The organism is Thermodesulfovibrio sp. (genome assembly GCF_049969575.1).
Classification (GTDB): domain Bacteria; phylum Nitrospirota; class Thermodesulfovibrionia; order Thermodesulfovibrionales; family Thermodesulfovibrionaceae; genus Thermodesulfovibrio; species Thermodesulfovibrio obliviosus.
This window is the reverse complement of record NZ_JBMFOO010000001.1, coordinates 61,947-77,304: the sequence shown is the minus strand read 5'-3', so window position 1 is coordinate 77,304 and position 15,358 is coordinate 61,947. Positions and strand designations below refer to the sequence as shown.

The following is a 15,358-nucleotide window of genomic DNA, read 5'->3' as shown; positions in this document are numbered from 1 at the left end:
TTAAAAATTAATCATTAAAGGAGGTCATAGAAATGACAATAAAAAAAGAGACATTCAAATTTAATACAATAGAAGAAGTTCTTGAGGATGTGGTTCAGGGAAAAATGATTATACTCGTTGATGATGAAGATAGAGAAAATGAGGGAGATCTCTTTATAGCAGCAGAAAAAGTCACACCTGAAGCGATAAACTTTATGGCAAAGTATGCCAGAGGCTTAATATGTCTGGCTTTAACTCCTGAGAGGGTTGAAGAACTGAAACTTCCCATGATGGTAGATTTAAATGAATCACCCCATCAGACAGCCTTTACTGTATCAATTGAAGCAAGAAAAGGTGTAACTACAGGAATTTCAGCTCATGACAGAGCTCATACAATTCTTACTGCAATTGACCCGAAAACAAAACCCGAAGATCTTGTTAAACCAGGGCATGTTTTCCCTTTAAGAGCACAAAAAGGAGGAGTTCTTAAAAGAGCAGGTCATACAGAAGGAGCTGTTGATCTTGCCCGTCTTGCAGGACTGTATCCAGCAGGTGTTATATGCGAGATTATGAACGAAGACGGAACAATGGCAAGAGTTCCCCAATTAATGGAATTTGCAAGAAAACACGGACTTAAGATTACTACAATCAAAGATCTAATCAGATATCGCATGAGAAATGAAACCCTTATTAAAAAAGTTGCCACTGTTCATCTTCCAACAGATTATGGAGAGTTCAAAGCAATAGCATACACTACTTTGATTGATGACAAGGTCCATCTTGCACTGGTTAAAGGAGACATTAAGCCAGGTGATGAAGTCCTTGTAAGAGTTCACTCAGAATGTTTAACTGGTGATGTTTTTCTTTCAAAAAGATGTGACTGCGGCTCACAGCTTCACAGAGCTTTGCAGATGATTGAAGAGGCAGGCAAAGGAGTGCTTCTTTACATGAGACAGGAAGGAAGGGGAATAGGACTCCTTAACAAGTTAAAAGCCTATGAACTTCAGGAAAAAGGTTATGATACAGTTGAAGCTAACTTAAAACTCGGTTTTAAACCAGACTTAAGAGATTATGGAATAGGAGCTCAGATTTTAGTTGACCTCGGAGTTAGAAAAATGAGGCTAATGACAAACAATCCCCGCAAAATTGTAGGATTGGAAGGTTACGGACTTAAGGTGGTTGAAAGAGTCCCAATTGAAATTAAACCAAATGAAAATAACAGATGCTATTTAAAAACAAAGAAGGAAAAGCTTGGACACATATTAACAAAAGTATAATGCGCCTGAGAGGATTTGAACCTCCGACCTTGGGGTCCGGAGCCCCACGCTCTGTCCACTGAGCTACAGGCGCTTAAATAAATTATAACAAAAAGGAGTTATCAGATGAGAGAAAATGAAATACCTTTAGGATTAACCTTTGATGATGTGCTACTTGTACCTTCCCGCTCAGATGTTGTTCCTGCTGAGGTTGATGTAACAACTTATTTTACTCCCAATATAAAACTCAATATTCCCATTGTGAGCGCTGCAATGGACACAGTTACAGAGGCAAATCTTGCAATTGCAATTGCAAGAGAAGGAGGCATTGGAGTAATTCACAGAAATATGCCTCCTGAAAAACAGGCAATGGAAGTAGACAAGGTAAAAAAATCAGAAAGTGGAATGATTGTTGATCCAATTACAATTGGACCAGATGCACCGATATCAGAAGCCTTAGCTTTGATGGAAAAATATAGAATATCTGGTGTTCCTGTTACAGTAAATGGAAAGCTCGTTGGAATCATTACAAATAGAGATCTTAAATTTGAAAGAGATTTTACAAAAAAAGTAGAAGAAGTAATGACCAAAGAAAGACTTATTACTGCAGGCGTGGGGATTACACTTGAGGAAGCCCAGGAAATCCTTCATAAATACAAAATAGAGAAACTTCCAATTGTTGATGAAAACTTCAATCTCAAAGGTTTAATAACAATAAAGGATATTGAAAAAAGAAAAAAATATCCCAATGCCTGTAAAGACCATATTGGAAGACTTCGTGTTGCAGCAGCTGTGGGAGTTGGAGAACCAGCAATTTACAGAGCAGAATTACTTGTGAAAGCAGGTGTAGATGCAATTGTAATTGACACTGCTCATGGACACAGTAAAGCTGTTATTGAAACATTAAAAGAGCTTAAAAGAAGATTTGACATAGATGTGGTTGCTGGAAACATAGCAACAGCTGAAGCTACGGAAGAACTTATTCAGGCAGGTGCTGATGCAGTAAAAGTAGGAATTGGACCGGGCTCCATATGCACAACCCGTATTGTTGCTGGTGCAGGAGTTCCACAGCTTACAGCAATTATGAATTGTTACAGGGTTACATCAAAATATAAAATTCCTTTGATAGCTGATGGCGGAATTAAATATTCAGGAGATATAACAAAGGCTCTTGCAGCAGGAGCACACTGTGTTATGATTGGAAGTCTTTTTGCAGGTACAGATGAGGCTCCAGGTGAAATTATACTTTATCAGGGAAGAAGTTATAAAACGTACAGAGGCATGGGTTCTATTGGTGCAATGCAGAGTGGTTCTTCTGATAGATATAGTCAGCAAGGATTAACTCCTGAAAAGCTCGTTCCTGAAGGAGTTGAAGGAAGAGTCCCCTATAGAGGACCTCTTTCAAAAAGTGTTCATCAATTAGTTGGAGGGCTTAAATCCGGAATGGGATACTGCGGTTGTAGAACCCTTGAGGAATTAAGAACTAAAGCAAAATTCATCAAAATTACAAATGCTGGATTAAGAGAAAGCCATGTTCACGATGTAACAATAACAAGAGAAGCACCAAATTACTGGATTGAAGACTGATATGGAAGAAATTATAGTAATTGACTTTGGTTCCCAATACACTCAGCTTATAGCACGAAGAATAAGAGAGTTTAATGTTTACTCTGAAATAATTCCCTGTAACGCACCTTTTAATGAGATAAAAAAAAGAAAACCCGCAGGAATTATTCTTTCTGGTGGACCTTCAAGTGTTTATGAAGATGGTGCACCTACGATAGATAAAGAAATATTCAACCTTGGGATACCGATTCTTGGAATATGCTACGGAATGCAGCTCATTACCCATCTTCTTGGTGGGAAGGTCTCTAAAGCTGAAAAAAAAGAGTATGGTAAAGCAATTTTAAGAATTGAGGATTTTTCTGATATTTTCAGTGATGTTTCTCAGGAAACAGTAGTCTGGATGAGTCATGCTGATAAAATTACAGAGATGCCTGAAGGCTTTATACGGCTTGCCCATACAGAAAACTCTCCTTATGCTGCAATGGCTGACAAAAAGAAAAAAATCTATGCTTTACAGTTTCATCCTGAAGTGGTGCACACAGAAGAAGGCAAAAAGATACTCAATAATTTTATATTCAAAGTATGTGGATGTAGCCCTTCCTGGAATATGCATTCCTTTGTTGAAAAACAGATAGAGGAAATAAGAAAAAAAGTTGGTTCATATAAAGTTGTTTGTGCTTTAAGTGGAGGAGTTGACTCTACTGTTACAGCTGTGCTTGTTCATCGGGCTGTAGGAGAGAGCTTAACCTGCATTTTTGTGGATAACGGACTTTTAAGGGCAGGAGAGAGACAAAAAGTTGAAGAGATGCTAAGAAATAATTTTCACATAAATTTAAAGGTTGTGGATGCATCAGAGAGATTCCTTAGAAGACTTAAAGGAGTGCGTGACCCTGAGAGAAAAAGAAAAATAATTGGTGGAGAGTTTATAAAAATATTTGAAGAAGAAGCTAAGAAAATTGAAGGAGTGAAATTTCTTGCACAAGGAACTCTTTATCCAGATGTTATAGAAAGCATTTCCTTTAAAGGACCCTCTGCAACCATAAAGAGCCATCATAATGTAGGCGGACTTCTTAAAAGAATGAAACTTAAACTTATTGAACCATTAAGAGAGCTTTTTAAGGATGAGGTAAGACAGCTTGGGCAGGAACTTGGAATACCTGATGAAATCTTATACAGGCATCCTTTTCCAGGACCTGGTCTTGCTATAAGATGCGTTGGAGAGGTTACACGTGAAAGGCTTGAAATACTGAGGCAGGCTGACATGATTGTTCTTGAAGAAATTAAAAATTCAGGATGGTATAAAAAGGTGTGGCAATCCTTTGCTGTTTTGCTTCCAATAAAAACTGTTGGAGTTATGGGAGATGAAAGAACATATGAGCATGTAATAGCTGTGAGAGCAGTTCACAGTGTTGATGGAATGACAGCAGACTGGGTAAGGCTTCCCTATGAATTACTTGAGAGAATCTCAAATAGAATAATCAATGAAGTAAAGGGAGTAAACAGGGTTGTTTATGACATAACATCAAAGCCTCCAGGAACCATTGAGTGGGAGTAAATATGTTTGATTTAAAAAAATACATTGCCGAAAAAAGAGCCAAAATTGAAGAATTTATAAAATCCTACTTTAATCCAGCAATTGTTCCTCCCATTCTTCATGAATCTGTTCTTTACTCTTTAACAGCTGGAGGGAAAAGATTAAGGCCAATTTTATGCATATCTGCTTATGAAGCCTGCGGAGGAAAGGAAGACATAACTGCATATGCCACTGCAATAGAGTTCATCCATACCTATTCTTTAATTCACGATGACCTTCCAGCAATGGACAATGATGATCTCAGACGCGGCAAACCAACAAATCACAAAATATTTGGAGAAGCAATTGCTATTCTTGCAGGTGATGGTTTGCTGACAGAGGCTTTTAGAATCCTATCCAATCCTGCTTATACAGATGTTGAGCCATTAAATCTCATAAAAGTAATTCATGAATTAAGCAGTTCAGCAGGTGTTTACGGAATGGTAGGGGGTCAGGCAATGGATTTAATATCAGAGAGAAAAGAGCCTGACAAAGAAAGCGTTGAATTCATTCATTTAAATAAAACTGCTAAGCTTATTTCTGCCTCTGTTAAATCAGGAGCAATACTTGCAAGTGCTGATGATGAGCAAATGAAAAAAATTGAAACCTATGGGTTAAGCATTGGACTTGCCTTTCAAATAATTGATGACATCCTTGACATAGAAGGTAGTACTGAGGAGATTGGAAAACCAAAAGGCTCTGATATTGAAAAAGGAAAAATGACCTATCCAAGAGTGTATGGAATTACTCAATCAAGAAAAAAGGCAAAACAGCTGATTGATGAAGCCCTGAATGCTCTTGAAACATTTGATGAAAAGGCAGAGCCTTTAAGAGAGATTGCAAAATACATAATAAAACGCACATCGTGAAGCTTCGCCTTGATCAATTACTTTATAAAAAGGGTATCACAGAAAGCAGAGAAAAAGCCCGTGCTTTAATTCTTGAAGGAAAAGTTATTGTAAACGGACAGAAAATTGAAAAACCTGGCACAATGGTTGATGAAAATGTTGAAATTACTATATGTGGACAGCCTCTTTCCTATGTGAGCAGAGGTGGATTAAAGCTTGAGGCAGCATTAAAAGCTTTTTCAATAGATGTTAAAGACAAAATTGCAATGGATGTTGGTGCAAGCACAGGAGGATTTACTGACTGTCTAATTCAGCATGGTGCAAAGCGTGTTTATGCGGTGGATGTTGGATATGGTCAGCTTGCATGGAAATTGAGAACAGACCCGAGAGTTATTCCAGTAGAAAGAACAAATATAAGATACATGAATAAAGATAGCATTCCAGAGGATATTGATATAGTAACAGTTGATGTATCATTCATATCTTTAAAACTTGTTATTCCGAAAGTCATAGAGTTCCTGAAACCAGAAGGTGAAATTATAGCGCTAATTAAGCCACAGTTTGAGGTTGGTCGTGGTGATGTTGAAAAAGGAGGAATTGTAAAATCCGCAGAAAGGAGAAGAGAAGCAGTAGAGGAAATCAAAAAATTCTTTGAAACTATAAAGCTCAGAGTAATTGGAATTATAGAGTCTCCAATTAAAGGACAAAAGGGCAACATTGAATATTTAATCTATGCTAAGGTTAATCAACAATTGCACCAAAAACCATACCCACAACAACTTTGATATATGCCCATTGCTTAGTTATTTCCTTCAATTTTATCCTTTTGAATTTTAATTAAGTTTTACAATAGCGAGGGTCCTGGCTATCTTTAAAATTTTTTAAATTTTCAAGCTCTTTTTTAATCTCCTCATTTGAAATCTTTTCCAGCACAGAAAGAATTAAAAATCTCTTAAACAGATCAGTATCATCAAGGCTATAGAGAATCCATTTTCCCTTTCTTTTTATCTTTACCAGCCCTGCCTCCTTTAAAACCCCGAGATGAAAGGAAACCTTTGGCTGAATCATATCAAGAGCATTAACTATTTCGCATACGCAAAGTTCACCTTTTTCAAGAAGCTTGAGAATTTTAAGCCTCGTTTCATCAGACAATGCATGAAACACCTTTGTCAACTCAGATGTTTTCAAATTTTCCATACAAAAAGTATAAAAAAATTTTTATATGTTTGTCAACATTCTAAACAAAACACTAACTTCCTAATGGAAAATTTAAGTCCTTCTGGTTACAGAATAGAGCAGATTTCTGGTAAAATAAAAAATTAAACTGTTCTGGAGGTAAAATTGAACTACCTGATTGTCACTGGAGGAGCTGGATTTATTGGCTCAAATGTGGTAAAAAGGCTTAATGAACTGGGAGAGGAAAAAATCCTCATAGTTGATAATTTAAATACCTCGGAAAAGTGGAAAAATCTTGTGGAACTCAATTTTGAAGATTACATTCACAAAGATGAGTTTATTGAAAAAATAGAAGAATTTAAAAATTCAACTAAAGCAATAATCCATCTTGGTGCAAGAAGTAGCACTACTGAAAAGGATGTTGATTTTCTTATGAAAAACAACTATGAATACACTAAAAAACTGGCAAAATGGTCATTACAAAACAATGTCAGATTCATATATGCATCAACTGCAGCTACCTATGGAGATGGCTCTAAGGGATTTTCTGATGAGCATAGCTTAATACCTTTTTTAAGACCTTTAAATGCCTATGGTTATTCAAAGCAGATATTTGACCTCTGGGCATTAAAAAATGGAATTCTTGATAAAATAGTTGGCTTAAAATACTTCAATGTTTACGGACCAGGAGAAGCTCATAAAGGTGAGATGAGAAGTATGGTTTTGAAAGCCTATGAGCAAATTAAGAGAGATGGCAAAATAAGACTCTTTAAATCCTATCACCCGGATTACAGAGATGGTGAACAACTTAGAGATTTCATTTATGTAAAAGATGCGGTAGAAATGACTATATTTTTCCTTGAAAAACCTGAAATAAATGGAATTTTCAATGCAGGCACAGGCATACCCCGTTCATGGAATGACTTAGCAAAAGCGGTTTTTTCAGCATTAGAGCTTGAACCACAGATAGAATACATTGACATGCCTGAAGAAATCAAAGGAAAATATCAATATTTTACAAAAGCTGATATGGGTAAACTTAAAAAAGCTGGCTACAATAAATCCGCTGTATCTCTTGAAGAAGGGATAAAAGATTATGTTGTTAACTATCTTGAAAAATGCTAATTTATTTCTGAATTAATCTTATCAAAATATAAATCTTACAGAGTTTTTCAAGAAGTTCACAAACTGAAAAAGCTTCTTCCATGGAGTCTCCTACACTTACAGCTCCGTGCCTTGATAAAAAAACAGCTTTTTTATCCCCTAAAGCTTTTACAGCCTTCTCGGCAAGCTCCTTTGTCCCTGAAGGAGCGTATTCTGTAACATTTATGGGCCCACCAAGAACATCAGTCTGTTCATCAAGAATTGAAGGGAGAGAAAGATTCAAAGCTGCCATTGTGCATGCAAAAGTAGAATGTGTGTGGATCACCGCATTTACATCTTTTCTTGCCTTATAAATTTCTATATGAAGCTTTCTTTCTGATGATGGTTCGCTGTCTCCTTCTATGACATTCTCATTAAAATCAATAATGACCACATCTGATGCTTTAAGTCCATTGTAAGATTTGGATTTTGCTGTAATGGCAATAAGATTTTCTTTAAGCCTCATGCTAATGTTACCACTACATCCAGTAACAAGCCCTTTTTTATAAATCCTTTTTGCTATCTTCACAATTTCTTCTCTTTCTTTTTTCCATTGCATAGTTTTATTATAAAACATAAAAACTGTTACGGAGGTTTTTTATGAAAATTTTTTTGAAATTTCTGATTTTAATATTTCTGCTTTTCCCTTTTACCAGTGTTTACAGCCTTACAATTGATGAACTTCTTAAAGAGCTTGATACACCTCAATGGAGAGAAAAGGTTTCAAATCCAGCTTTTGTAGAAAAATTTAAAAATCCTGATATGCTCTCCACAGTTATTAAACTTGCTGACGCAAGGGGTTATGACTGGAGATACAGAATCCGTGCAATAAAACTTCTTGGAAGCATTGGCAGCCCTCAGGCTGAGGAAGCTTTACTGGGAATGTTTCAGGATCCTTTTTTTCATCATGAGTGTCCTTCGTTAAAATCCTATGTAGCTGATGCCTTAGGAGACTTTAAACCAAGTATAAGGCTTCTTGAGATTCTGAAAGAAGGCTTAAATGACCCAGAAACTCTTGTAAGGGAAGCTACAGCAAAATCACTGGGTAGAATTAAGATGGCTGAAGCAGTTAAATATTTAAAAGAAGCCTTTTTATCAGAAAAAACTCTTGCAGTGAGAATAGCAATTGTAAGTGCATTAAAATCAATAGGAACACCAGAGGCAGTTAATTTTATAAAGGAAATAGCTTCTGACGGAAACCATAAAGAGTTATTAAATGCTTTCGGAGGTGCTTTATAATCCTGAATTATTAAATAACTTCGAGCCAGAAGATATAATTGATATTTTCAAAAATACAGCTGAGGTTCTGGCTAAAGAGCCTGCTTTTGTAAAACCAGATCTTAAAGAAGGTGAAGCAGTGTTTGTAGGAGATACTCATGGAGATTTTTCAACCACGAAATATATTGTGAAAAGATTTTTACATAACTCAGACAAACAAAATCTGATATTTCTTGGAGATTATGTGGATAGAGAGCCTGAACCTGAGGGGTCTGTCTGGAACCTCGTTTATCTTTGCCTGCTTAAAATAAACTTTCCAGACAGAGTTTTTCTCTTAAAGGGTAACCATGAGGCGAACTATGCAGTGCAATGTTTTCCCTATGAATTTAATGAAGAGCTTGGAAATTTATTTGGAAAAACAGGAGTAAAAATGCATGATGCTGCAGTATCTGTTTTTCAGGAAATGCCTTTAATGATACAAACAAAAAATGGAGTAGTAGCCGCGCATGGTGGGTTTCCTTTAAAAGATCAAAAAATTGATGACAAATCTAGTACGGATTTGATTATAGATATATTATGGGCAGACCCTGAGTGTTCTCCCATGTTTAGAGGATATGGAATTCCTAAGTTCACAGAAAAACAACTTATTGAGTTTTTAAATTCAATCAATGCATCATGTTTTATAAGAGGACATGACTACAATGTAGCAGGTAAGCGCATCTATTCAAATAAATGTATAACTGTATTTACCTGCCGTAGATATGCCTTCAGAGCAGGTATAACTGTAGCAAAAGTTGATTTATCCAAAAAAATCAAAGATGCAACAGATGTTGAGTTAGAAAACCTTACTTTTTCCCTTGATACATTGAGATAAATCTTTTTATACTTCTGTCATAGGTAGCTTCCACTTCTGGAGTAAAATAACATGCTGGTAGTTCCCCTCTTTTTCTGTGATAATGCAGGCATTCACAACAAATTCCCTTTTTTTCACATGGCTCATAACTGCAGTTACAGATTTTTTTGTTTCTCTCAATTTTGCATTCCATAAACCTTCCTCCTCAATCAAAGTTTATTTTATTAATTCAAAAAGTCTGTCTATGTCTTTCACGATAATTTTACGATTTTGTTCAATTATGTAGCCTTCTTTTTTTAATCTGCTTATTACTCTTATGGCAGTTTCAGTGGTTGTACCTGCCATTTCTGCAATCTCCTGCTTGGTTAGTTTTAAATCTATTAAAACACCTTCTGACACTTTTTTGCCATACTTTGTGATAAGCTTAAAGATTTGATAAACAATCCTTGACAAAACATCTTCCAGTGCGAGATTTTTAAGAGTTTCAACTCCTGCTTTCAGCCTCATAGTAATATGATGCAGAATCTGATTATTAAAACGAGGATACTTATTGGATACTTCTAAAAAAATATCCCTGCCAATTTTCCAAACCTCGCAATCCTCTATTGCTATTGCAGTAGCTGGATAAGGAAATTCTTTAATTACAGCGAGAGCTCCGAAAAAATCAGGTGCATCAATTATTTCAAGAACAATCTCTCTACCATCAGCGGAACACTTTGATATTTTAACCTTACCTTTTAAAAGAATATAAAACCATTCAGGTTTGTCTCCTTCATGAAAAATTACCTGACGTCTTTTAAAGCTCTGAATTATTAAATTTTTTTCAAGATTTCTCAGGTCATCATTGCTCAGTTCATTGAAAATAGCAATTTCTTCAAGCATTAATAATTTTAACAAAAATTTACGGTTTCTATCTCATTCTGCCATCTCCTCAAAGTTAAAGAATGGTGGTATATCTGCCATGGCATTAACGATTAAATCAGCCAGTCCAGAGTAATTAATTTTGAACTTCTCAAAAAGTCCATAAGTCTTTATCATATCTCTCAATGCTCCTTTACAATTAGAGCATGTGGCAACAACAAGTTTAGGAACATCCTGATTCAGGACATCGTTGAAAGTATCAAGAATCTGCCTAGTTTTTAATCGGAAAGAGACTTTATTTCTCCAGACAGGGAAATTAAGTGATCGGATTATTGCAAAACCACTTCCTCCACCACAACAATAATTATAAGGACCATGAGGGTTCATCTCTCTAAATGTGCCTGGAGAAACAGCTTTTATAATCTCTCTTTGAGGACTCAGAATCCCCATTAATCTAACTATGTTACAGGAATCATGGAATGTTATGGGGAAATTGTTTCTCATTGGGTCTAATTTAATTCTTCCACTTTTCACAATCTCCCACATTAAAGGTATACAGCTTTCTCTTTTAATGTTCCACAGTGGAGAGCTTGCAGGAAGAATCCTGTCAAAAATTACAGAATAAACCTTGTGAGAGTGACCGCATTCTCCTATTATTAGCTTTTTCACTCCAAGCTCTTGAGCAATCTGTAAATGCCTTAATCCTACTCTTGCCAATTCAATATCATCATACCAGGCACCATAATTAACTCCATCATATCCGAGTGTTTCGCTGCTTAAGGTATAATTTACTCCAGCGGCATCTAAAAGTATTGCAAATGCAGCTACATGGTCAGGCCAGGCAAGGTATTCTCCTCCGTTATGCAATAAAAGAATATCAGCCCCTTTTTTATCTACAGGAATATTGATCTTTCTTCCAGTTCTTTCATGGATATCTTCTTCAATGAATTTTATTATATCCTTAAAAGCATCTGATCCCATTCCGGTTGATGAACCAGCTTTTAAATGCAACCTTGTTCCTTTTTTATAAACCTCTTCAGGAGCTATGCCAAGTTCCTGACTGAATAATTTTCTTAGTTCTCTCGCAATCAACCCATTATCAACTCCAACAGGGCAGTATAAAACACATCTTCTACAAAGAGTGCATCTGTAAGCAAGTTCTAAAAGTCTTCTTACTAAAGCGTAAGTAACTTCTATGTCAGCTCCAACAAAAGATTTTAATACTTTGCCGCTTGAGGTGAAATATCTATTATGAATTCTGCGAAGTATTTCTGAACGGAAATTGGGTCTATATATTTCTTTCTTACCACTGCCGATATATACATGACAGGCTTGTGCACAAGTATTACATCTCACACAATATTTCAGGGAAAGATAAAAGGGTTTATAAAAAGTCCAGTTGGATTGAGGATTTAGAAGTTTTTTAATACCATTGAGAAATCTTTTTACAACTTCTTTTTTCTCTTCTTCTGAAGGATTTATTATTGGAAATCCGGAGAAACCATCAAGAAAAAGCTCGTATTTATCAAACCAATCATCAGGAGCTTTGTAATTGTCTTTTTTTTCATCAATATATGGAGCCAATGATAAAAGTTCATTTTCATTTATATAAACAATTGGCTGCCTGGATTCCTTTGCAATTTCTTTTAATTCTTTCATTCTTATCCCCCCTATATTTTTTCATGAAGATTAGTATTTTTGGCATTTTCAAGCCAAGTTTGTTGAGAAAGTATATGTGGACCTGCCCATCCCACTTTGTAATTAAGCTGTTCAGAAATTTTTTTCTCTTCTGTAGAACCTTTTATCTGATACATATCGTTCCATAAAATATTGTGAAAGGTTGAATATTTAACAGGACCGTGAAAAAATCTTGAAAAGGGAATGTAAATTAAAAATAACTCAAAAATAACAAAATGAACGATTGTAATCGTAGATAATTCTTCAACCGGAATACTTCCATTTAAAATTCCATTTACATAAGCTAAGAATTGATCGGATCCATTGTCTTTCATTATTGTCAATAAGCCTGAGGTAAAAAGAAACAGAAGAAACAGAAGATTAAAATAATCAATACCTGAAGTATATATCTTTAAATCATGCGTGAAAAATCTCTTAATAATTAACCCAAAACTTCCAATAATCCCTAAAGTGTAAGAAAAATAGGCTATGAAATCAAGCTTTGAAGTAATTTCCCAATTAAAAACTCCATTTATCAAAAGAATTCCCATCCAGAGGAACAGTAGCCAGATTCCCCAATGTAAAGCCAGTGACCAAATCCATATACCGTAGGGATTGAATTTTTTTACTCTGTGTAGATAAAAAATTTCTTTAAGAGGCTCTATTATTTCTCCTATAAAGTGTTTCTCTGGTTTTTTATCCTGCCAGTCAAACTCTTCCATATAAGAACCACCGTATTTTCTTTTTTGTTCTGTTTCATGAGGCACTGGATAAATCTCCCATCTAAGATTAAGTGGCATTTTTGAAATTCTGTAGAACTTAATTGCAATACCAAGAATCATTATAACAGGAGAAGCTAAAGCCATAAAAAACAATAAATTTTCCATTTTTTCCTCCATGAAAAAATTTTTTATAGAATATATAAATTTATTTTATAATAAACTAAAGACTTTAAAAAAATCAATATTTGATTGAAATTCTTTTAAAGGGTGAAGGTTTTTAAGGTCTTAGATTATCAATTCTTCGTGCCAGTTCAATCCATGGATAGTTTTGAAGAATTCTGACAAGTGAATTAAGTCTGCCAGAGTTTATAAAATCAACTCTTTCTTCATCAGTATAAACATTGTAAAATGGCGTTGTCTCATAGAGGGCTTTGCCAAGATAGTGCTCTGAAGGCTTTAAAACATCTTCAGGTCTTGTATAAAAAGGGTCCTCCCCTGCACTGCAGGGCCTATTAAATACATTGAACTGTCTGCATGCAAGGGGCCTCACTGGATAAATTGAACATACTTCATCAATTAAAAAAGGACAGAAATCACCTCGGTTGTGTGATATGAGTGAGGCTTTTATTTTTGCTCGCAGAGGTTCTTTTACCTTCTCAATTACATACCAGTAAATTCCTACAATTTCAATTGGATAAACGGGAATGTCACGATGGGTTTTACAGCAGGAGCTACATCCACGACGACATGCCAGGCGACGACCTAATTTTTCATATTTTTTAATATCCCTTTTAACTCCTTCATCCATTATTGCATAAGCATTAAGAAGTACTGGTAGCCAGCTATGCATCTTTTCATCTTCAGGAAAACTGAGCCTTAGTTTATTCTTTTTCAATTCTAATTTTTCTTGCTCCTTTTAGAGTTTTTAAAATGGCTGGATCATCAATAATTCTGCCAACTATATTTACTTCACTAGCTGGCACAGGATCCTCTCCGGTGCTTAAAGGAGTTTTTCCAAAAAATACTGCCATAGCCTCACCAGCTGGCCAATAACCAATGTCTCCTACTGCTACACAAGTCGTTGCTGTGCTGTCAAGAGGCATGCTTATCCCTATTGAAAAGTAGAATTCATCTCCCCATTCATTAATTTTGCTTTCTATTGGAAGTGCCTCAAGAATTTTTTTTGCACATTCCGTATCATATAATTCTGCTCTTATTTGTCTTCCGTCAATAATTAATCTGACTTTTGTATTCATGCATGTTTTGCTCTTTTTTCTTTATAAATCAAAAGAGGAGATGTCTTTTTATTTACCACATCTTCGTTTATAATGCACTCTGAAATTCCCTTTTCAGAAGGAATGAGATACATAACATCAAGCATTATGTCTTCAAGTATGCTTCTTAATGCTCTTGCACCTGTTTTTCTTTCAATTGCTTTTTTAGCAATTGCCCGTAAAGCATCTTCAGTAAATGTGAGTTTTACTCCATCAATGCTGAATAGTTTCTGATATTGCTTTACAAGGGCATTTTTTGGTTTGGTAAGTATCTCTACAAGTGCATTTTCATCAAGTTCATTCAGAGTTGCTACAACAGGAAATCTTCCAACAAATTCTGGAATCATCCCGTATTTTATCAAATCCTCTGGTTCAACATAGTCTAATACATTTTCTTTATCCACTTTCGGTGTTTCTGAAAGAAAACCAATTGTTCTTTTCCCGATTCTCTTTTTTATAATTTCTTCAAGCCCGACAAAAGCGCCACCACATATAAAAAGTATGTTTGTGGTATCCATCTGAATATAATCCTGTTGAGGATGCTTTCTTCCTCCCTGAGGTGGTATGTTTGCCAGTGTTCCTTCAACTATTTTTAAAAGTGCCTGTTGAACTCCCTCCCCTGATACATCACGAGTAATGGAGGGGCTATCTGATTTTCTACTTATTTTATCAATTTCATCAATGTAAATTATTCCTATTTGAGCACGCTGGAGGTCATAATTGGCATTCTGGAGTAGTTTAAGAAGAATGTTTTCCACATCCTCGCCAACATATCCAGCTTCTGTAAGTGTTGTGGCATCAGCAATTGCAAAGGGAACATCAAGGAATTTTGCCAGAGTTTGCGCTAAAAGGGTTTTACCTGTGCCTGTAGGTCCTATAAGCATTATATTACTTTTTTGAATTTCATCAGAGGAAGTGCCTTTAAAAATTCTTTTGTAATGATTGTAAACAGCCACTGAAAGTATTTTTTTTGCCCTTTCCTGTCCTATAACATAGTCATTTAAAAACCTGTGAATTTCCTGTGGAGTTGGCAAATCTGTCTTTATACCCTCAAGGCTATTAAATCTTTCTTCTTCAAGAATCTCGTTACACAGGGCAATACATTCATCACATATATAAACGCCGTTTCCTGCAATAAGTTTTTTTACTTCTTTCTGTGACTTTCCGCAAAAGGAACATTTTAAAGTTTCTTCATTTTTCTTTGCCATACTA

General features: G+C 35.5%; 17 protein-coding genes and 1 tRNA gene. 8 read left to right on the top strand and 10 right to left on the bottom strand.

Going from position 1 to position 15,358, the window contains the following annotated elements; all coding sequences use genetic code 11:
- Positions 1-32: 32 nt before the first annotated feature.
- Entirely contained in the window at positions 33-1,256 is a 1,224-nt protein-coding gene (locus ACP5O9_RS00425) for a bifunctional 3,4-dihydroxy-2-butanone-4-phosphate synthase/GTP cyclohydrolase II (RefSeq protein WP_353686451.1), read from the top strand.
- Here ACP5O9_RS00425 and ACP5O9_RS00420 read toward each other — a convergent pair.
- Positions 1,257-1,329 (bottom strand) — tRNA-Arg (locus ACP5O9_RS00420). It abuts the gene before it with no gap.
- A 32-nt stretch (positions 1,330-1,361) separates the two neighbouring features.
- Here ACP5O9_RS00420 and guaB point away from each other — a divergent pair.
- The 4 genes from guaB to ACP5O9_RS00400 are packed head-to-tail and all read left to right on the top strand — an operon-like array spanning position 1,362 to position 6,007.
- Positions 1,362-2,822: an IMP dehydrogenase gene (gene guaB, locus ACP5O9_RS00415; RefSeq protein WP_353686450.1), complete on the top strand. Its 1,461-nt coding sequence runs from the start codon at positions 1,362-1,364 to the stop codon at positions 2,820-2,822.
- Between the two features lies 1 nt (position 2,823).
- Entirely contained in the window at positions 2,824-4,356 is a 1,533-nt protein-coding gene (gene guaA, locus ACP5O9_RS00410) for a glutamine-hydrolyzing GMP synthase (RefSeq protein ID WP_424904828.1), read from the top strand.
- 2 nt (positions 4,357-4,358) lie between these two features.
- Positions 4,359-5,243, top strand: coding sequence for a polyprenyl synthetase family protein (locus ACP5O9_RS00405; protein ID WP_353686448.1), 885 nt, complete (start codon positions 4,359-4,361; stop codon positions 5,241-5,243).
- Positions 5,240-6,007, top strand: coding sequence for a TlyA family RNA methyltransferase (locus tag ACP5O9_RS00400; RefSeq protein WP_353686447.1), 768 nt, complete (start codon positions 5,240-5,242; stop codon positions 6,005-6,007). The genes ACP5O9_RS00405 and ACP5O9_RS00400 overlap by 4 nt, the downstream gene beginning before the upstream one ends.
- Positions 6,008-6,059: 52 nt before the next feature.
- Here ACP5O9_RS00400 and ACP5O9_RS00395 read toward each other — a convergent pair whose 3' ends face one another.
- Positions 6,060-6,419, bottom strand: a complete 360-nt coding sequence (locus ACP5O9_RS00395; protein ID WP_353686446.1) for an ArsR/SmtB family transcription factor — start codon at positions 6,417-6,419, stop codon at positions 6,060-6,062.
- Between the two features lie 144 nt (positions 6,420-6,563).
- Here ACP5O9_RS00395 and rfaD point away from each other — a divergent pair, with 144 nt between their 5' ends.
- On the top strand, positions 6,564-7,523 hold the full coding sequence (gene rfaD / locus ACP5O9_RS00390; protein ID WP_353686445.1) for an ADP-glyceromanno-heptose 6-epimerase: 960 nt from the start codon (positions 6,564-6,566) through the stop codon (positions 7,521-7,523).
- 1 nt (position 7,524) lies between these two features.
- Here the strand turns inward: rfaD and ACP5O9_RS00385 are convergent, their stop codons facing one another.
- Positions 7,525-8,100 (bottom strand): class II aldolase/adducin family protein, encoded by a 576-nt coding sequence (locus ACP5O9_RS00385; RefSeq protein ID WP_428723221.1) that lies wholly within the window; start codon positions 8,098-8,100, stop codon positions 7,525-7,527.
- Positions 8,101-8,141: 41 nt separating this feature from the next.
- Here ACP5O9_RS00385 and ACP5O9_RS00380 point away from each other — a divergent pair, with 41 nt between their 5' ends.
- A complete protein-coding gene (locus tag ACP5O9_RS00380) occupies positions 8,142-8,780 on the top strand; it encodes a HEAT repeat domain-containing protein (RefSeq protein WP_353686443.1) in 639 nt (212 codons plus the stop codon).
- Complete coding sequence (locus tag ACP5O9_RS00375) at positions 8,758-9,633, top strand: metallophosphoesterase family protein (protein WP_428723220.1); 876 nt, start codon at positions 8,758-8,760, stop codon at positions 9,631-9,633. Before ACP5O9_RS00380 ends, ACP5O9_RS00375 begins: the two co-directional genes overlap by 23 nt.
- Here ACP5O9_RS00375 and ACP5O9_RS00370 read toward each other — a convergent pair.
- The 7 genes from ACP5O9_RS00370 to clpX form a co-directional block, all read right to left on the bottom strand.
- Positions 9,605-9,805, bottom strand: a complete 201-nt coding sequence (locus ACP5O9_RS00370) for a DUF6485 family protein (RefSeq protein ID WP_353686441.1) — start codon at positions 9,803-9,805, stop codon at positions 9,605-9,607. The two genes, ACP5O9_RS00375 and ACP5O9_RS00370, sit on opposite strands and share 29 nt — an antisense overlap.
- 23 nt (positions 9,806-9,828) lie before the next feature.
- The gene (locus ACP5O9_RS00365; RefSeq protein ID WP_428723219.1) at positions 9,829-10,494 is read right to left on the bottom strand and encodes a Crp/Fnr family transcriptional regulator; all 666 of its coding nucleotides are present in this window, start codon (positions 10,492-10,494) and stop codon (positions 9,829-9,831) included.
- Between the two features lie 33 nt (positions 10,495-10,527).
- Positions 10,528-12,132 carry a (Fe-S)-binding protein gene (locus ACP5O9_RS00360; protein WP_428723218.1) on the bottom strand — a complete coding sequence of 535 codons (1,605 nt, stop codon included), beginning with the start codon at positions 12,130-12,132 and terminating at the stop codon, positions 10,528-10,530.
- Between the two features lie 11 nt (positions 12,133-12,143).
- Positions 12,144-13,037, bottom strand: coding sequence for a respiratory nitrate reductase subunit gamma (locus ACP5O9_RS00355; RefSeq protein ID WP_428723217.1), 894 nt, complete (start codon positions 13,035-13,037; stop codon positions 12,144-12,146).
- Positions 13,038-13,149: 112 nt separating this feature from the next.
- Entirely contained in the window at positions 13,150-13,767 is a 618-nt protein-coding gene (locus tag ACP5O9_RS00350; protein WP_428723216.1) for a YkgJ family cysteine cluster protein, read from the bottom strand.
- Positions 13,754-14,128 (bottom strand): cyclophilin-like fold protein, encoded by a 375-nt coding sequence (locus ACP5O9_RS00345; protein ID WP_353686439.1) that lies wholly within the window; start codon positions 14,126-14,128, stop codon positions 13,754-13,756. The genes ACP5O9_RS00350 and ACP5O9_RS00345 overlap by 14 nt, the downstream gene beginning before the upstream one ends.
- Positions 14,125-15,354, bottom strand: coding sequence for an ATP-dependent Clp protease ATP-binding subunit ClpX (clpX, locus tag ACP5O9_RS00340; RefSeq protein WP_353686438.1), 1,230 nt, complete (start codon positions 15,352-15,354; stop codon positions 14,125-14,127). The genes ACP5O9_RS00345 and clpX overlap by 4 nt, the downstream gene beginning before the upstream one ends.
- Positions 15,355-15,358: the final 4 nt, after the last annotated feature.